At 70.5% G+C, this 17,114-nt stretch carries 20 protein-coding genes; 12 read left to right on the top strand and 8 right to left on the bottom strand.

Translation table 11 applies throughout. The features are described from left to right. Positions 1 to 26: 26 nt before the first annotated feature. Together QMG86_RS13440 and QMG86_RS13435 are read right to left on the bottom strand one after the other, a co-directional pair. A complete protein-coding gene (locus QMG86_RS13440) occupies positions 27 to 227 on the bottom strand; it encodes a hypothetical protein (protein WP_281879847.1) in 201 nt (66 codons plus the stop codon). A gap of 12 nt (positions 228 to 239) precedes the next feature. Further along, complete coding sequence (locus tag QMG86_RS13435; protein WP_281879846.1) at positions 240 to 1,316, bottom strand: SDR family oxidoreductase; 1,077 nt, start codon at positions 1,314 to 1,316, stop codon at positions 240 to 242. A 110-nt stretch (positions 1,317 to 1,426) separates the two neighbouring features. Between QMG86_RS13435 and QMG86_RS13430 the strand changes: the two genes are divergently transcribed. The 4 genes from QMG86_RS13430 (at position 1,427) to QMG86_RS13415 (ending at position 4,022) form a co-directional block, all read left to right on the top strand. Continuing rightward, a complete protein-coding gene (locus QMG86_RS13430; RefSeq protein WP_281879845.1) occupies positions 1,427 to 2,053 on the top strand; it encodes a TetR/AcrR family transcriptional regulator in 627 nt (208 codons plus the stop codon). A gap of 60 nt (positions 2,054 to 2,113) precedes the next feature. Then, on the top strand, positions 2,114 to 2,425 hold the full coding sequence (locus QMG86_RS13425) for a nuclear transport factor 2 family protein (RefSeq protein ID WP_159840640.1): 312 nt from the start codon (positions 2,114 to 2,116) through the stop codon (positions 2,423 to 2,425). 42 nt (positions 2,426 to 2,467) lie between these two features. Beyond that, complete coding sequence (locus tag QMG86_RS13420) at positions 2,468 to 3,607, top strand: alkaline phosphatase family protein (RefSeq protein WP_281879844.1); 1,140 nt, start codon at positions 2,468 to 2,470, stop codon at positions 3,605 to 3,607. Positions 3,608 to 3,698: 91 nt separating this feature from the next. Beyond that, on the top strand, positions 3,699 to 4,022 hold the full coding sequence (locus QMG86_RS13415) for a hypothetical protein (RefSeq protein ID WP_281879843.1): 324 nt from the start codon (positions 3,699 to 3,701) through the stop codon (positions 4,020 to 4,022). A 4-nt stretch (positions 4,023 to 4,026) separates the two neighbouring features. On the opposite strand, the gene QMG86_RS13410 is transcribed toward QMG86_RS13415, so the two are convergent. Further along, entirely contained in the window at positions 4,027 to 4,449 is a 423-nt protein-coding gene (locus tag QMG86_RS13410) for an MmcQ/YjbR family DNA-binding protein (protein WP_281879842.1), read from the bottom strand. A gap of 142 nt (positions 4,450 to 4,591) precedes the next feature. Between QMG86_RS13410 and QMG86_RS13405 the strand changes: the two genes are divergently transcribed. Both QMG86_RS13405 and QMG86_RS13400 read left to right on the top strand, forming a co-directional pair. Continuing rightward, complete coding sequence (locus tag QMG86_RS13405; protein WP_281879841.1) at positions 4,592 to 5,806, top strand: AfsR/SARP family transcriptional regulator; 1,215 nt, start codon at positions 4,592 to 4,594, stop codon at positions 5,804 to 5,806. Positions 5,807 to 5,981: 175 nt separating this feature from the next. Beyond that, positions 5,982 to 6,362: a DUF779 domain-containing protein gene (locus QMG86_RS13400; RefSeq protein WP_281879840.1), complete on the top strand. Its 381-nt coding sequence runs from the start codon at positions 5,982 to 5,984 to the stop codon at positions 6,360 to 6,362. 68 nt (positions 6,363 to 6,430) lie between these two features. Here the strand turns inward: QMG86_RS13400 and QMG86_RS13395 are convergent, their stop codons facing one another. Beyond that, a complete protein-coding gene (locus QMG86_RS13395; protein WP_281879838.1) occupies positions 6,431 to 7,984 on the bottom strand; it encodes a succinic semialdehyde dehydrogenase in 1,554 nt (517 codons plus the stop codon). A 275-nt stretch (positions 7,985 to 8,259) separates the two neighbouring features. Here QMG86_RS13395 and QMG86_RS13390 point away from each other — a divergent pair, with 275 nt between their 5' ends. From QMG86_RS13390 to QMG86_RS13375, 4 genes are read left to right on the top strand one after another with little or no spacing between them, the layout of a single operon-like run. Then, complete coding sequence (locus QMG86_RS13390) at positions 8,260 to 10,608, top strand: sensor histidine kinase (protein ID WP_281879837.1); 2,349 nt, start codon at positions 8,260 to 8,262, stop codon at positions 10,606 to 10,608. Positions 10,609 to 10,610: 2 nt separating this feature from the next. Beyond that, entirely contained in the window at positions 10,611 to 11,024 is a 414-nt protein-coding gene (locus QMG86_RS13385) for a roadblock/LC7 domain-containing protein (RefSeq protein WP_063018307.1), read from the top strand. 8 nt (positions 11,025 to 11,032) lie between these two features. Then, positions 11,033 to 11,407 (top strand): DUF742 domain-containing protein, encoded by a 375-nt coding sequence (locus QMG86_RS13380; protein ID WP_195085380.1) that lies wholly within the window; start codon positions 11,033 to 11,035, stop codon positions 11,405 to 11,407. Continuing rightward, entirely contained in the window at positions 11,388 to 11,987 is a 600-nt protein-coding gene (locus tag QMG86_RS13375; protein WP_281880946.1) for a GTP-binding protein, read from the top strand. The genes QMG86_RS13380 and QMG86_RS13375 overlap by 20 nt, the downstream gene beginning before the upstream one ends. Positions 11,988 to 12,028: 41 nt before the next feature. On the opposite strand, the gene QMG86_RS13370 is transcribed toward QMG86_RS13375, so the two are convergent. The 3 genes from QMG86_RS13370 to QMG86_RS13360 are packed head-to-tail and all read right to left on the bottom strand — an operon-like array spanning position 12,029 to position 13,498. Next, entirely contained in the window at positions 12,029 to 12,526 is a 498-nt protein-coding gene (locus QMG86_RS13370) for a hypothetical protein (protein ID WP_281879836.1), read from the bottom strand. A 32-nt stretch (positions 12,527 to 12,558) separates the two neighbouring features. After that, entirely contained in the window at positions 12,559 to 12,972 is a 414-nt protein-coding gene (locus tag QMG86_RS13365; protein ID WP_281879835.1) for an NUDIX hydrolase, read from the bottom strand. A 52-nt stretch (positions 12,973 to 13,024) separates the two neighbouring features. Then, positions 13,025 to 13,498, bottom strand: a complete 474-nt coding sequence (locus tag QMG86_RS13360; RefSeq protein WP_281879833.1) for a winged helix-turn-helix transcriptional regulator — start codon at positions 13,496 to 13,498, stop codon at positions 13,025 to 13,027. A gap of 54 nt (positions 13,499 to 13,552) precedes the next feature. On the opposite strand from QMG86_RS13360, the gene QMG86_RS13355 reads away from it, so the two are divergent. Together QMG86_RS13355 and QMG86_RS13350 are read left to right on the top strand one after the other, a co-directional pair. Next, positions 13,553 to 14,353 (top strand): acyl-CoA thioesterase, encoded by an 801-nt coding sequence (locus QMG86_RS13355; protein ID WP_281879832.1) that lies wholly within the window; start codon positions 13,553 to 13,555, stop codon positions 14,351 to 14,353. 13 nt (positions 14,354 to 14,366) lie between these two features. Next, entirely contained in the window at positions 14,367 to 15,797 is a 1,431-nt protein-coding gene (locus tag QMG86_RS13350; RefSeq protein ID WP_281879831.1) for an MFS transporter, read from the top strand. Between the two features lie 199 nt (positions 15,798 to 15,996). Here the strand turns inward: QMG86_RS13350 and QMG86_RS13345 are convergent, their stop codons facing one another. Beyond that, on the bottom strand, positions 15,997 to 17,106 hold the full coding sequence (locus QMG86_RS13345) for a DNA glycosylase AlkZ-like family protein (RefSeq protein WP_281879829.1): 1,110 nt from the start codon (positions 17,104 to 17,106) through the stop codon (positions 15,997 to 15,999). Positions 17,107 to 17,114 lie beyond the last annotated feature (8 nt).

Genomic DNA, 17,114 nt, shown 5'->3' with positions numbered 1-17,114 from the left:
CGGAGCGCCGCACGTCGGGGCCGGTTTCAGCACTGGGCGAGCGCGCCCGCGGCGACCGCGATGCCGAGTAGCGCGACGCAGGCGGCCGCTATCGGCGCCGGACGGCGCAACGCCCGGCGGACGGGGCCGGGAACACCGCCTCCGGTGGAGTTCCCAGCCGGGGATCGGCGGGCGAGCCGGCGCCGTGCCATGGCGACGGTGGTGACGATCAATGTCGCGATCAGCATGCTCGCACCCCCTCAGGCCCGGACGGCGCGCGGCGCGGAGGCCGCCGGGGCCGGCTTGCGCCGCGACGGCGCGACGATTCCGTGCTGCAACAGGCTTTCGGCGGTGTCCAGCAGGGTTTCCCGGACAGGCCGCATGGTCCAGCCCAGTTCGCGTCGCGCTTTGCCCGCACTGAGCGACTCGGTGCGCCCCAGAGTGGGCACGGTCAACCGGACGCCCTTGTCGAAGAGCGCGACACAGCGCACGAGCCAGTTCGGCAGCCGCCTGGTCGGCACCCGGAACCCGCGCGGCCGGTATTCCTCGGCGAGGATGCGCGCGATGTCTTCCATCCACAGATGCTCGCCCGCGCAGATGTAGCGGTTGCCCGCGGCCTCCGGCGTCTCCAGCGCGAGCCGGTGCGCTACCGCGAGGTCACGCACGTCCACCGGCGCCCAGCCGACCCGGGGTGTACCGGGGACGTCCCCGGCGAGCAACCTGCGTACGGGCTCGTGCGACGTGCTCGTCGCGGCGGAGAGCAACGGTCCGAGCACCATACCCGGGTTGACGACGACCAATTCGAATCGCTCGCCCGCCGGGAGCTTCGCGACGAAATCCCAGGCCGCCCGCTCGGCCAGCGTCTTGCTCTGCTGATAGGCGGGACTGCGCTCGACCACCGTCCAGTCGGCCTCCGTGCGCAAGCCGTCCTCGGCGTGACCGTACGCGATCGCGGCGATCGAGGACGTGAGCACCACCCGGCGTACCGTGCCCGCGGCGGCGCAGGCGCGCAGCACGCGCAGCGTTCCTTCGACTGCGGTGTCGATGAGGTCGCGCTCGTCGTCGGGCGGCGTGCTGGGGAACGGAGAGGCTACGTGCAGGACCGCCGCGCTGCCCGCGACAGCGGCCGCCCAGCCGTCGTCGCCGTTGAGGTCGGCTCGGGCGAATTCGAGCTCGCCCCCGGTGCGCCGGGCCGCCTCGACCAGGTGTGCTCGCTTACCCGTGTCGGCGAGGTCGCGCACCGTCGCGCGCACGGCGTAGCCGTGTTCCAGCAGCTCGGCGATGACGTGGCCGGCCACGAAACCCGTTGCGCCGGTGACTGTTACTCGTGTGCTCATGTCTACATCCGTCTCGTGGGTGCCTCGCGCGCCGCCCATCTGAGCGGCGCTCAGATAATCTAAGCACCGCATAGTTAGGTTGTCCAGGACACGTCGCATACGCTCGGACGGTGACGCGGACCAGTTACCACCACGGCGCCCTGCGCGACGCGCTGCTGGCCGCCTGCCTGCGTTTGATCGAGACGGAGGGGCTCGCGGCGGTGAGCCTGCGCCGGGTGGCGCGCGAGGCAGGCGTGAGCACCGCGGCGCCATACCACCATTTCCCCGACCGGGCCGCCCTGCTCGCGACCCTGTCCACGCAGGGCTTCCAGCTACTGGGAGCGCGATTGGCCGCCGCCCGCGCCGAGGCGGAAACGCCCATGGCCGCCCTCACCGCCCTCGCGAACGCCTACGTGCGGTTCTCCCGCGAACAGCCGGCCTACTTCCGTTTGATGTTCCGGCCCGAACTCTCCCAACCCGACAAACATCCCGACACCATGGCCGCGGGCGACGCGGCCTTCGGCGTCCTGGCCGACGCCATCACGGAGTGCGTCCGCGCGGGAGCGCTGCCCGCCGACAAAGCCGACACACTGGCGGTCATGTTCTGGGGTCTCGGCCACGGCTTGGCCTCGCTGTGGCTGGACGGACAGCTGGAGAAACGCGCCGGACAGTTCGGCACCACCGCCCCGGCGTTGGTGGACGATGTCATGCGGACCTTCGCGACTTTCCTGGAGCCGAGCGCGCCGCCGCTGACCTAGAGTAGACGCCAGACATTTGCTGTCCGATGCTTCCCACACCGATCCGAGAGGACGACCCGGATGACCGCGCAGCTGGATCCGACGGTGCAGGAGTTCGTCGACGCGCTCAACGCCAACGATCAGGACCGGTTCTACGCGGTGCTCACCGACGACGCCACCATGTCCGACGACGGTGTGGAACGCAACCTCCACCAGTGGACCGGAGCGGAGATCTTCGACAGCAACGGCCGCATGCGGGTCGAGTCCGTCGGTGACGACGGCACCGAACTGGTCGCCGACTACACCAATTCCCGATGGGGCTCGATGCGGACCACCTGGCGGTTCGTCCTGCGCGACGGCAAGGTGAGCCGTTTCGAGACCGGACAGGCGTGAACGCCCTTGCCAGGCAGCCGCCGACGTTGACATTCTGACCTCGTGTTCGTCGCGCCGCGCTACGGTTCGGGTTCTCTGGCCGACCTGTTCCCCTCCGTCCTCGCCGGTCTCGGTGTACCCGGTGAGGAGGACCGCCTAGGGCTGCGGCTCGACGCCGACCAGGTCTGCGTCCTGCTGGTGGACGGGCTCGGGTACGAGGATCTCGTCGCGAATCCCGCTGCGGCGCCGTTCCTGTCCGGCCTCGCGCCGATCCGGCTCACCGCCGGTTTCCCGACAACGACGGCCACCAGCCTCGCCTCGCTCGGCGTGGGCGTTCCGCCCGGTGAGCACGGGATCGTCGGCTACCTGTTCCACGTTCCCGGTTACGACCGGCTCTTCACTCCGCTGTCCTGGCGGCTGCACGGCGCGCCGAAGTCCGATCTGCGGCGGGAACTCGTCCCGTCGGAATTCCAGCCCCGCACAACGGTTTTTCAGCGCGCCGTCGCCGACGGCATCGCCGTCGCGCAGGTATCACCCCGCGATCAGGCGGGGTCTGGGCTGACCGAGGCGGTGCTGCGCGGTTGCGAGTTCCGCCCGCAACTGTCGTTCGGCGATCTCGTCGCCGGTGTGAGCGAGGCGTTACGCGCGGGCCCGCGCTCCCTGGTCTACACCTACCACGGCGATCTCGACCTGACCGGACATGTGCGCGGGCCCTCCGCACGGTCCTGGCAACTGGAACTCACGCACGCCGACCGGCTCGCCGCCGCGCTCGCCGACGAGCTCCCCGCGGGAGCGGCGCTGCTGGTGACCGCCGACCACGGCATGGTGCACCTGGACGATCGCCTCGATTTCGACACCACCCCGGCCTTGCAACACGGCGTCCGGGCGCTCGGCGGTGAACCCCGCGCCCGCCACGTCTACACCGAGCCGGGCGCCGAATCCGATGTCGCGGCGGCCTGGCGGGCGACCCTCGGCGCGGACTTCGAGGTCCTCGACCGGGCGGAAGCCGTGGGCCGAGGCTGGTTCGGCCCCACTGTCGCCCCGGCGATCGCCCGGCGCATCGGCGATCTGGTCGTAGTGGCCCGGGGTCGGCGTGGCGTCATCCGGACCGGCGCCGAGCCGCTGCAGTCGCGGCTGATCGGTCACCACGGTTCGCTCACCCCGGCGGAGATGAACGTCCCGCTGTGCGTGTTCCGCGCCTGAGCACCCGCCGTCGGTGGGACACTCGGCGTGAGCGCTCTACGCTGAACTCCGATCGCGGCGGGCAGCGCCGCCGAACCTTCAGGAGGAGCCCATGCACGCCACGCTGTCACGAACCGGCCGCACCGGCCTCGGGATCGCGATGGTCGCCATGGCGCTCGCGGGCTGCACCGACATCGAACGCGCCCTCAACCGCGGCGGCGACACGCCGTGCAGCGAGTACGTCAAGCAGGATCAGGACACCAAGCGCACGACGATCACCAAGTTCGTCAAGCAGCAGACCAAGGACGACCGCGAACCGGCCGGGACCGCCGTGGACGCGACCATGGTGTCGGTCGACCTGCTGTGCGGCGCCCAGGCCAACGCCGACACCCCCATCAAGAACGCGGACGTGGCAGGCATTTTCATCCGGAAGTGACCGTTCAGCGCGGCGGATGGGCGGCCAGCCAGTCCGCCGCGCGCTTGCGCGAGGCCCGCGACAGCCAAGCGTCCTGGATGACCTCGGTGAGTTCTCGACGACTCAGTTCGCCGAGGTGAGCGGCGCGCACCAGGACCGACGGATGCCCATCGAAATGCCGCGTGGTGAAGAACGGCGAGTCCGGATCCTGGACCAGCGCCTGCTTGTCCGACTCCGACGGCACCCAGATCACGATCACATCGGCGTAGCGCTCGCCGGTGCCCGGATCCACGGCGTCCGGGCGAGGGGTGCGGAAGAACACGAACGACTTGCCCCCGACCTGGTAGATCGGGTTGCCGCGCGGTCCGTCGACGCGGGTCACATAGGGCATGCCCGAAGCCACTTCGTGCACGTCGGCGAGGCGTGCCCGCGGTAAACCGGTCGCCATGCCAGCAGCCTAGGGCTTCGTCGCCGCGTTCGCTCGAAGCTGACGCGACCGGCCGGTAGGGGCCCGAACAGCTCGCCACTCCGGTCGGCGTACGCCAGAATGAGAGTGCGAATACGAGCTCACACGACGATGGGTCTTCCACGTGGCGCAGTTCCGCACCCTCACACAGCAGCGGGTCGAACTGGAAAAAGAATGGGAGCGTTGGGCGACGGCTCCACAGGTGACGTCCCGGCCCAGCGCCGCTGTCCTCCGCAACGAAGTAGCGCAGTCGTGGCGGCGGTCGATGTACACCGTCGATCCCGGCACCACGGTCGCGCCCGCGGTGGACGACATCGGTGATCGCTGGGCGGCGTCCCCACTCCGGGAACCGGTGACGGCGCTGGCGGGTGAACTGCGCGCCGTCACCGAGGACTCCGGCTACCTGGCCGTGGTCACCGACAGCGCGGGCACCGTCTTGTGGTCCTGCGGCGAGCGCACGCTGCGCAGGCAGGCCGAACAGGTCAATCTCGCCCCGGGCGGGTGCTGGGGCGAAAGCCATATGGGCACCAACGGTTTGGCGCTGGCGCTGCACACCGATCGCCCTGCGACGGTGTTCTCCGCCGAGCACCTGATCGCCGCTCTGCACGGCTGGGTCTGCTATTCCGCGCCCATCCACGGGCCGGACGGCAGACAGGTCGGCGCGTTGGACCTGTCCAGTTCCTGGGAGCGCTCGCATCCCGCGGTGCTCACCTCGGTGCGGGCGCTGGTGACGGCGGTGGAGACGATGTTGCGCACCGCCGCGCCCGTACCCACGCCGGGGATCCGGCTGGAATGCCTCGGCGCCGCACGCCTGGTGCGCGACGGGGTGCCGCTGCCGCTGCCGCCTCGGCAACTGGAAATTCTCGCGCTGCTGGCGCTCCAGCCGGACGGCTTCACCCCCGAGCAATTGCACGCCGCCCTGTACGGCGACCGGTCGGTTTCCATCAGCACGCTCAAAGCCGATGTCTCGCATCTGCGCCGGGCGATCGGAGGCGACATCAGCAATCGCCGGTACGCGCTGACCGGTCCGGTCTCCTGCGATGCCGTCGACCTGCTCGCCGCCGTCACCGCGGGCGACACCACCTCGGCGGTGTGGCTGTACCGGGGGCCGCTGCTGCCCGGATCGGAGGCGCCCGCCGTGTTGCGGTGGCGCGACCATCTCGACGTGGGCGTGCGGACCGCCGTGCTCACCGGCGACCGGGCAGAACACGCGGTCGCGTTCGGCGAACGCGCACCCCGCGACATCGCGGTCCACGAGCACGCGCTGCGGTTGCTCCCGCCCGACGACGTGCGGCGCGCGGTGGTCGCGGCTCGGCTGCATACCGCGTTGCGCGACTGACGTTCTCACACCAACCTCGCGCCAACCTCCGCGGACCATAGTGAGTCGGTCCGAGATACATCAGCGAGGAATCATGAGCTTTGCCAGATCGGTGCCGGGACTCCGGCATCGCCGACTACCCGACACACGCCGGCCACGTCATCCACGCCGGTCCGCCGACGCGGGAACGCACCGGGTGGACATCACCGATCGCGCCAGAGCCGCCTTGCGCCGCGTCATCCACCAGCACGGGGCTGTGCTGCTGCATCAGTCCGGCGGACACCGCGACAGCGTCGAGCCCCGCTGCCTGCCCATCCGGGAATCCCGGATCGACGGCGCGGACGTCCTGCTCGGAAGCCTCCCCTGGCACACCGAATTCTGGATCAGCGGCGAGCAATACGAGCATTGGAAGCACACCCATGTGACCGTGGATGTGACCGATGCGCCCGGCGGCCGCGCTTCGGACGCGCTCGACGGCCTGCGATTCGTCCTCAGATCACGGCTGCTCACCGACGAGGAAGCAGCGGCGCTGGCGGCCGGAGGGCCGCCGCGCACCGGAGCCGACCGGTTGGCGTGACCCCTGCGCGAACGAACCGGCGGATCGTCCGCCCGGGTGGGCACGACCACCCGGGCGGACGTCGTGCGTCAGCGTCCGGGCAGGAACCGCAGACTGCGGGCCACGGTCATCAGGAACGGCTGCCACCTGTCTTTGGGGAACAGCTTGGGCGCGTCGAGATTCATGAAGCGCGTGACCACGACCGTTTGCGGTTCGGTGAACTTGAGCAGACCGTCCGGACCGTGCCTGCGCCCCACACCGGAGATGCCCATGCCGCCCATCGGGGCTCCGGTGGTGCCCCACGCCGGCGCGTAGCCTTCGTCCACGCAGACCGTGCCCGCGTGCAGCCGCGCCGCGATCCGCTCGCCTTCGGACTTGCTCGCCGCCCACACCGAGGCGTTGAGGCCGTAGTCGGTGTCGTTGGCCAGGCGCACGGCCTCATCGACGCTGTCGACCGGATAGATCGACACCAGCGGGCCGAAGGTCTCGTCGCGACCGCATTCCATCTCATCGGTCACGTCGGCGAGCACGGTCGGCTCGAAGAACAGCGGACCCAGATCCGGCCGGGCCGTGCCGCCGGTGAGCACCTTCGCCCCCTTCGAGGTGGCGTCCGCGACGTGCTTGGACACCGTCTCCAGTTGGGCTTCGGAGATGAGGCTGCCGATGTCGGTCGAATAGTCGTAGGCGGCGCCGAGTTTCGCCGCGTTCACCGCGGCCACGAATTTCTCGGTGAACGCCGCGGCGACCGCGCGCTCCACATACAGCCGCTCGATCGAGATACACAGCTGCCCGGCGTTGGAGAAGCAGGCGCGCACGGCCGCCTTGGCGGCTTTGTCCAAGTCGGCGCCCGCGGTGACGATCATCGGGTTCTTCCCGCCGAGTTCGGCGGAGAAGCCGATCAGCCTGCGGCCACACTGCTCGGCCAGGGTGCGGCCGGTCGCGGAGGAACCGGTGAACATCAGATAGTCGCAGTCCTCGACGATCGCGGTGCCGACCACATTGCCCGGGCCGGGGACGACCGCGAGCAGCTCGCGCGGCAGACCCGCCCGGTAGAGCAACTCGGCCCCGGCCAGCGTGGAGAACGGGGTCTGGCTGTCGGGCTTGACCACCACGGCGTTGCCCGCGATGAGCGCCGGGATGGAATCGCCGATCGACAGCAGCAGCGGATAGTTCCACGGCGCGATGACACCGACGACGCCTTTGGGCTGGTACCGGACGGAGGCGCGGTTGAGCACGGGGAACGCGCCCGGTACGCGATGAGCGTCCAGCAGACTCGGTGCGATCCTGGCGAAATACCGGGCCGCGAACATCAGCCCCATGATTTCTTCCTGGGCCGCCCAGCGCGCCTTGCCGGTCTCGGCCTGCACCACGTCCATCAGGAACTCGCGATGCTCGACCACCAGCGCGCGGTACCGATTCAGCACAGCGGCGCGTTCGGCCACCGGCCGGGCCGCCCAGCGCTCCTGCGCGGTTCTGGCCTTGCCGAAGGCGGCGGCGACGTCGGCCGCAGTGCCGACCGGCACGCTGCCCAGCGGGTTCCCGGTGAACGTCTCGGTGATCTTCCTGCGCTGACGGTCTGCGGGCGCCTCGATCGCGGCCAGCGCGCTCAGGCGGTCGAATACATCGGCTTCCGGCGCGGGCATCGTTGCCTCCTACTTGTGAGTAACCGAGGGATACACACAATCTACGCCGCGCGCGGCGGGCTCTGAACCGGCCACGGGAGGATTTCCCGCGCCGCGAGTCGCTGCGTGCCCGCACAGGTCGGTCGCACCCGCACGGGCGAGTTAGAGTTATGCACGGCGGCAATTAATTTCGGCGCAACGCCGACAGCGCACAAGAGCAACTGCCGAGTCAAATCGAGTCCCGCTCACCGGGACAGAGCGGCCGGATCGCCCGGTTCGTGGATTACGTTGTGCCGATGTTCAGAGCGAGGCTCGGGGTCCGCACCCGGATTCTGGCGATCGCGCTCATCCCGAGCCTGACTCTGCTTGTCGTCGGTGTGGGTGCTACGAGCTATCTGGTCGCGGAGGGAACCAAAGCCAAGGACTGGGCGGCCGAGAACCAGAAAGCCATCCCCTCGACCAGGGAGATGATGGAGGCGGTCCAGCAGGAACGCCACCTGACACTCGCGCACCTGTCCGGCGACGGCACCGCGGCGACCGCGCTGGGCGCCGCGCGCATGCGTCTGGACGGGGCGCTGCGCGGCCTGATCCAGGCCTCCGAAGGTATCCGCGACGTCGACGACTCCAAGCTCGGCGACAACGTGGCCAACTTCACCACCCTCACGCAGAACATGAGCGCCGTGCGCGGCGGCGTCGACGCCGCCGCGCTGCCGCCCGCGGACGCGTACATGTTCTACAACCGCCTGCTCGACGTCATCTCCGTGGGCACCAAGGTCGCCGAGCAGACCGCGCCGTACACCGAGATCGGCGTCCGGATCGCCACCGGCATGCGGCTGTTCAACGCCACCGAGGCGATGGCGCGCAGCAACGCGCTGGGCGGCCTGTACATCGACGGCCCCACACCCCCGGCCATCCCCGCCGAGGAGTACATCCGCCAGATCGGCTTCTACCACAGCGAGATCGCCGCGCTCGGCGCCGAGTTGGAAGGCGCGGAACAGCGTCATCTGCAGACGCTCATCGCCAGTCCGGCCTGGCAGCAGCTCACCACCATGGAGAACGCCGTCGTCCAGCGCGCCATGGCATCCGCTCAGCCGCCCTCGACCGGATCGAGCACATCCGGCAGCGGTGCGCGAGCGTCGAGCCCGCCACCGCTACCGCTGAGCACGCAGGAATGGCACAGCGCGGCCGCCGAGGTCAACCGCGGCCTGATCGACGCCTGGACCACGCACAACCGGGCCTCGCAGAAACTCGCGGAGGACAAGGCCGCCGCGGCCGCGACCAGATCCGCGTTCGCGGGCGGCGGCGTGCTGGTGGTCAGCGTGCTGGCGTTCCTCATCGCGGTGATCATCGCCAACCGCGTGATCCGCCGATTGAAGCGGCTGCGCGGGCAGACGCTGGCCTTGGCCGACGAACGGTTGCCGGACATGATGCGCAGACTGCGCGACGGCGAAACCGTCGACCCCGCGGCCGAATCCTCCGTTCTCGACTACGGCAGCGACGAGATCGGCCAGGTGGCCAAGGCGTTCCAGCACGCGCATTCCGCCGCCGTCGCCGCGGCGGTGGCCGAGGCCCGCACCCGGGAAGGCGTGAAGGCGGTCTTCCTGAACATCGCGCACCGCAGCCAGATCGTAGTGCACCGGCAGCTGGAGATTCTGGACGAAGCCGAGCAGCGGCAGGAGGATCCGGTCCTGCTCGACACGTTGTTCCGGCTCGACCACCTCGCGACGCGCGAGCGGCGCAACGCCGAGAACCTCACCATCCTCGGCGGCGGCAAACCGGGCAGGCAGTGGCGCAACCCGGTCCCGCTGGTCGATTTGGTGCGCAGCGCCGTCGGCGAGACGCTCGACTACGCCCGGGTCCGGGTGGCCCGGCTGCCCGAGGTCCGCGTGCTCGGCACCGTGGTCGCCGACCTCATCCACCTGCTCGCCGAACTGGTGGACAACGCGACCTCCTTCTCGCCACCGCAGTCGCGGGTCGAGGTCTCCGGCAACGTGGTCGGCAAGGGCATCGTGGTCGAGATCGCCGACCAGGGCATGGGCATGTCCGAAGAAGACCGGGCCACGATGAACGAGATGCTATGCGATCCACCGGATTTCGGGGTGGCTGCGCTGTCGGCGGACTCGCGGCTGGGGTTGTTCGTGGTCGCGCAGCTGGCCGCGCGCCACGGCATCGCGGTGCGGCTCTCGGACTCCGACTACGGCGGCATCAAGGCCATCGTGCTGGTTCCGTCCGCCCTCATCGCGACCGATTCCGGTGCGCCGCAGACACCGGCGGAGCTCACCGATCCCGGCCGCCGCGGCAGGCTCTTCGACGGCCCGTCGGTCGCGGCGGAGACGGAGACCGCAGTGCAGACCGCGCCGTCGTCCGTCGCGACCCTGCCGGTCGAAGCCGCCGCGCTCCCGCGCTACGGACCCCGCCCGTATACCGAGGCGCCGATGCAACCGGGCCCCGACGGCCGCCCGGCGCTTCCCCGGCGCACCCGACAGACCAACCTCGCACCGCAATTGGCGCAGCCGGTCCAGGAGCAGGCCGCCTCCGTGCAGCCGCCACGCTCCGCCGAGCAGGCCCGCGATCTGATGTCCGCCATCGAGAACGGGACCAGGCAGGGCCGTCGCGCCGTCATCTCCGACGAACAGGAAGGCTAGGGGTGTCCGCTTCTCCCGCAGGTGATCTGAATTGGCTGCTCGACGATCTCGTCGACCGGCTGGCCGGCGTGCGCCACGCGGTGGTGCTGTCCACCGACGGGCTACTACTGGGCCGCTCCAGCGGTATGAGCCGCGAGGACGCCGAACATTTCGGCGCGATGTCCTCGGCGCTCTACGGGCTGGCGCGCAGCGCGGGCAACCGATTCGACGGCGGTGGCGTCCGGCAGGCGGTCATCGAACTCGACCGCGCGGTGCTGTTCGTGACCTCCGCGGGCGACAACGCCTGCCTGGCACTGCAAGCCGCCGAATCGGCCAACCTCGGCATGGTGGCCTACGAGATGAACCTGACCGTGCAGCGGGTCGGCAACTACCTGTCCACGACTGCCCGTCAAGACCTCGTCGGACATGTCGAGTAAGTCCTGCCATGACCCATCCGCGTGAGCCCTGGTTCGATGAGGCGGCCGGACCGCTGGTGCGTCCCTACGCGCTCACCCGCGGGCGCACCGCGGGCGCCGGACCCGAACTGGATATGCTCACCACCGTGATCGCGGACACCTCCGCGCCCACGTTGCGACGCAGTGAACCCGAGTACGCCGATATCCTTCGGCTGTGCCGGGTTTCGCAGACCGTCGCCGAACTCTCCGCACAGTTGCGTTTGCCGCTGGCGGTGACGAAGATCCTCGTCGGTGACCTGATCGGCGACGGGCAACTGATTTTCCGTGCTCCCGTTCCGACGGAGGCCGGACCCGATGACCTCAACATATTGCGAGCGGTACTGGATGGAATCCGAAAACTTTGACCCGAGCGGCACACCGCAGCTGGCCGCGTCGGTCAAGATCCTCGTCGCCGGCGGGTTCGGCGTCGGCAAGACCACGATGGTCTCGGCCATCAGCGAGGTCGCGCCCTTGCGCACCGAGGAGCTGATCACCGAGGTGAGCACCGGCATCGACGATCTGTCGGGCGTCGAGCAGAAGTCCACGACCACCGTCGCCCTGGACTTCGGCAGGCTCACCATCGACCGTGACCTGGTGCTGTACCTGTTCGGCACACCCGGGCAGGACCGGTTCTGGTTCCTCTGGGACGAACTGGCGCGCGGCGCGCTCGGCGCTGTCGTGCTGGCCGACACTCGCAGGCTGGGCAACTCCTTCGCGGCCGTGGACTTCTTCGAGCGGCGCCGCCTGCCGTTCATGGTGGGCGTCAACTGCTTCGACGGCGCGCCGCGCTACACCATCGACGAAGTGCGTGACGCCCTCGACCTCGACTCGGTCACCCCCGTCATGCTCTGCGACGCGCGCGACCGCAGCTCCTGCAAAGACGTGCTGCTCACCCTCGTGGAGCACCTGATCCAGCGGGCGCAGCGCGCACACGCCACCACCTGAGCGCCCCCGCGGCGAGGGCGCCCCCTAGGCTTCGGCGGGCCTCACACCTGCCGTAGCCAGGCCACGAAAAGCAGCACGCCGCCCGCGACGAGCGCGACCGCGACCGGAGCGGGCCACCGCGGCCCGTTCCGGCCGAGCAGCCCGCGGGTGAGCCGCAACTGGAACGCGCCCAGACCGGACAGAATCAGCAGCCACACCGGCAGCAGACCGACGCCCAGCACCGCGTGCACCGCCCAAGCGCCCGCCAAGGTGGGCCCGCCCCAGGACCCGTGCAGGTCGTCACCGGCGACGAGCGGGAAGCAGACGCCGCGGAACGCGGCCACGACCGCGAGGAATGCCAGGAACCAGGCCAGCAGGCCCACCCCGCCGCTGAGCACCGAGTGCGACACCGAGCGCAGCGCGGAGAATTTACGCGGCAGAACGGATTCGCCGAGCATTCGCCGCGGCACGCGTAGCCGGGTCGGAATCCGCCGCGCCGCCAGCGGTAGCGCCCGCAGGGCGTAGGCGGCATAGCGCAGGAGTGTCCGAAGCCACGACATACCGCCGACGGTAGCGCTGTCCGGTCCGCGATTCACCGTAGCAAGCCCGCGTGCACCAGATCGTCGAACAGCAACTGATCGACCGGGGGGACGAGAACGCGGTCGGCGTAGGAGAACCACGCGACCTCCTCGATTTCGCTGCTCGCGGCCAGCGTTCCACGGTAATCCGCGGTGTAGCAGCTCATTCGCACCACCGCCCCGTCCACCGGGCCGTGCGACGCCTCGTAGGTGCCCACGTGCGCGGCGGTCTCCGGCAACAGCGCGACGGTCAGCTCTTCCTCGATCTCGCGCAGCAGAGTCTGCAGATCGGTTTCGCCGCCCTCGCGCTTGCCGCCCGGGATGTAGAAGATGTCCTTGCCGCGCGGTCTGGCGCAGAGGATTCGTCCGTCCTCGATGCGCACCCATGCCACCGTGTCGATCAGTTGCCGCACTCGCCCGTCCGCCACCGCCGCAGCCTATCGCCGCGCGGCGGCGAACGCGGAACCGGCCGCAACCCGTTCAGCTCGAGGGCAGGAGGGATGGGTCCTTGGCGCCGGGACCGAGTACGGGACGCAGGTCGCGCGGCGCGACGCGTTCCCCGCATTCGGAGCACACCGGCTCGACGGTCGCCAGGTTTCCGCACGTGGCGTGCAAGGTCTGCACTGGAGGGCCGTCCGGCGCGGACCATTCGTCGCCCCACTGACGCATCGCGGTGACGACCAACCACAGCGAACGACCTTTCGGGGTGAGCCGGTAGTCGTAGCGAACCGGTTTGTCCTGGTAGGGCTCCCGGCTCAGCACCCCGTGCTCGACCAGATGCTCGAGGCGCTGAGTGAGCACATTGCGGGCGATCCCGAGGCGGGCGCGGAAGTCGTCGAAGCGCGTCACGCCGAACAGGGCGTCGCGCACGATCAGCAGCGTCCACCACTCCCCGACCACCTCGAGGCACTGGGCCAGCGAGCAGTTCATCTCCTCGAAGCTCGTCCTGCGCATAGCCACCAGAATAGTCGGTTGCTTCAAAGAACTCACCAATTTATGGTGAGTTTTATGAAGCAACTAACTAGGCGGTCCATCGCCGAGGAGTTCGCGCTCACCGAGACGGGCGCCGGTGGATGGCAGGCGCGTGTCGAGCGGTCCTGGCGCGGTTGGACCGGACCGCACGGCGGCGTGATCGCGGCTCTGCTCATCGAGGTGGCTCGGGCGGCGGCCGCCGAACCGCTGCCCGTGCGCGCTGTGGATCTCCGGTTCCTGGGCCGCCCCACAGAGGACCTGCTCACCTTCCGGGTGACCGAGCACGCCGTCGGGCGTAGCACCGTCGTCCTGGAGGTTTACGCCGACCAGGGCGGCAACCCGGTCGCCGGAGCGTCCGTCACACTCGGTCGCACCGTGGCATCGGACGTCGCGGACTACGCGGGCGCGCCCGCACCGCGCGTGCCCGACCCCGACTCCTGCGCACCCTTCGCCCTCCCGCCTGAAATCGTCCCGGCAAGCGCGCATTTCACCATCCGTCCCGCCGCGGGACCGCTGCCGCTCACCGCGGCGGACGAACCGATGATGTGCGCGTGGATCGGCCTCGTCCCCGAGCTGCCCGCGAACGCGGCCACCCTCGCGATCCTCGCCGACGCGTTGCCGCCCGCCGTCTTTCCCACGCTGCGCGGGCCCGTCGCGATCCCCACCGTCACGCTGTCGATGCACCTGCACCACGTGCCGACCGGCGACTTGCCGGTGCTGGTGCGCACGGCGAACGCTTCCACCGGCGGCGGATGGTCGGTGGACGACACCCTGATCTGGGACCGCGACGGCCGGCTGCTCGCCTCGGCCCGCCAGACCCGCCGCGTGCTCGGCTGAAACGGAGACGATCGTGAATCCCCCCGCCACGGCCCCGACGCGGGCCGCCGACGACTTCCGGGTCGTGCTCGCCGTCGTCTCGATCGGCGTCCTGCTGTCGAGCCTGGATCTGTTCATCGTCAACGTCGCTCTGCCGGACCTGGCCGCCGATTTCGGCGGAGCCCGGATCTCGGGGCTTTCCTGGGTGCTCAACGCCTACGCCATCGTGTTCGCCGCACTGCTGGTCCCGGCGGGACGACTCGGTGACCGCCGCAGCATCCGGACCACCTTCCTTCTGGGACTGCTGGTGTTCGTCGCCGGGTCGGCACTGTGCGCGACCGCCTGGGACGTCGGGTCACTGGTGCTGTTCCGTGTCCTGCAGGCCGTCGGCGGCGCGCTGCTGACGCCCGCTTCGCTCGGCTTGGTACTCGCGGCCAGCCCGCCGCAGCGCCGCGCCGCGGCGGTACGCCTGTGGGTCGCCTTCGGAGGGCTCGGCGCGGCCCTCGGTCCGGTGCTGGGCGGCGTTCTGGTGGAATTCGGCTGGCGCTGGGTTTTTTTGGTGAACGTGCCGATCGGTCTGGTCGCTGTGGTGGTCGGGATGCGGACGTTGCCCGATCCGCCGGGCGACGGTGGGCGGCTGCCCGACCTGCTTGGTGCGGCGCTGCTGGTCGGCGCGATCGCCGGGCTGGTGCTCGGGCTGGTCAAGGGCGAGGACTGGGGGTGGTCGTCGGCGCGGGTGCTGACGGCGTTCGCGGTGGCGGCCGTCCTGACGGTGGCGTTCGTCGTCTCCTCCGCCCGGCACCACAGTCCGGTGGTGGATCCGGCCCTGCTGCGCGCGCCCAACTTCGCCTGGATGACCGGCAACGCGGTCTTGTTCAACGTCGCCTTCGGCGCGATGCTGCTGTCGGCGGTGCTGTGGGCGCAGGACGTGTGGGGCTGGTCGGCATTGCGCACCGGCCTGGCCATCGCGCCGGGGCCGCTGATGGTCCCGGTGGTCGCCGTCCTGGCTGGACGGCTGATCGGCCGGATCGGCGCCGGTCCGGTCATCGCCGCGGGCGGGGTCGTGTTCGGCGCGGGCATGCTGTGGTGGGTGCGCGCGATCACCCTCACACCCGACTACGTCGGCGGCCTGCTCGGCGGCATGGTGGTCAGCGGCATCGGCGTCGGCCTCACCCTGCCGACCGCCTTCGCGGCGGGCACCAGCGGGCTGCCGCCGCACCGGTTCGCCACCGGGTCGGCCGTGCTGAGCATGGCGCGCCAGATCGGTCTCGCGATCGGCGTCGCGATCCTGGTCGCGGTGCTCGGCACACCCGCGGGCCCGGAGGCGGCCCTCGACGCGTTCCGGCGCGGGTGGTCGGTGACGGCCGCGGTCGCCGTCCTCGCGGGCCTGGTCGGCGCAGCCGCGCGCATGCCGAAACCTGCCGCGGCGCATCCGGATCCGGTCACCCAGTCGACCGTGGCCTGATCCTCTCCACACCCAGCGCTGGCGTGCAACCGCACGCGCAAGAGACCGAACGGGGCGCCGGCCTGGCCGACGTGGGATTCCGGTGGGCGCGGGTGCCGATGCCGGACCGGGCCATGGCCACGCTGATCGACGACGCGTTCGGCTCGGTTCCGGCTCCTTCGGCGCTCAGCGCACCCTCGAGGGCCTGGCACCGGTGCCGCTACGCCGTTCGGACCGTGAGGTTCTCGCGCCCGGCCGCCAGCGCCACGTGCGCGAGGGCCTCGTCCAACCCCCGCCTGGGTAACGGCGCACCGTCGAACATGGTGATCTCGACAGCGTCGTCGGCGAGCTCCCACACGCCCGCGATACGTCCACCCACCACGACGATCGGTGAGATCCAGCCCGCGGCGCGGCTCACTTTCGCGCGGTGGGCGGCAGGGACCAGGGCGGTGTCACCGGTGCCCGGCGCGAGCACGTACTGGTCGAAGGCGCCGAGCAGGTGCACCGTCGCGCTCGGCGCGGCGGCGGCCAATTCGTCGACCCGCTCGGTCGGCAGGAAGGCGCGGCGGCCCTCCACGTCCACCTCGGTGAGCAGGTCACCCAGTTCGGCGAACCAGCGCCGCACCGTGGTCTTGCGCAAGCTGTTGCGGCTGAGCCAGGCGTCGAAGGTCTCCGGCGTCGCCGGGCCGTAGGCGCTGAGATAGGCGAGGATCGCCGCCCGCGCCGCCGCATCCGGCTCGGGCAGCCCGGGCCAGTCGCGGATCAAACGCGCCGGACTGGTGAACGTCACCTTGCTGCCCCGCGCCGGGCCGTGGCAGAGCGCCCCCTGCCAGGCCAACGGTTTGAGCAGCGCACCCCACCCGGAGCGCAACTCTTCACCGAGGCGGTGGAACTCCGGCGCGGACATCAGGGCTTCGACCAATTCCTCCCGGGTGAGCACCGCGGCGGCGAGCACCTCGGCGACCGCCTCGGTCAACGCCGAGACCTCCGCGGGCGAGGCGCCGAAAGTCCTCTGCCAGGACGGCTTCTCCCAGGTGCGCGCGGAGCCGATGAGCGCGAGAGCGGCCGCGGCCAGGTCGGGGGTCAGGGCGTGCAGCGTGCCGCGCATCGCCCAGGTCTTCATCAGACTGCCGTCGTCGAGCGCGCGGACCAGCGCGCCGGATTCGGGTTTCGTGCTGCGCAGGGCGACAGCCAGTTCCGCCGCGGAGGTGACCTGGGCTTGTACGCCGCACAAGCGCTCGGCGATCGCTTCGGCCCCCTCGTCGGTGCGGAACCCGACGTGCTGACGTCGCAGCCGCCAGGCGAAGACCTGATCCCAGGTGGCTCGCACGCGCGCTC

The sequence above is a fragment of the Nocardia sputorum genome, from assembly GCF_027924405.1.
In the GTDB taxonomy this organism is placed as follows: domain Bacteria; phylum Actinomycetota; class Actinomycetes; order Mycobacteriales; family Mycobacteriaceae; genus Nocardia; species Nocardia sputorum.
This window is presented reverse-complemented; position numbering and strand designations above follow the sequence as displayed.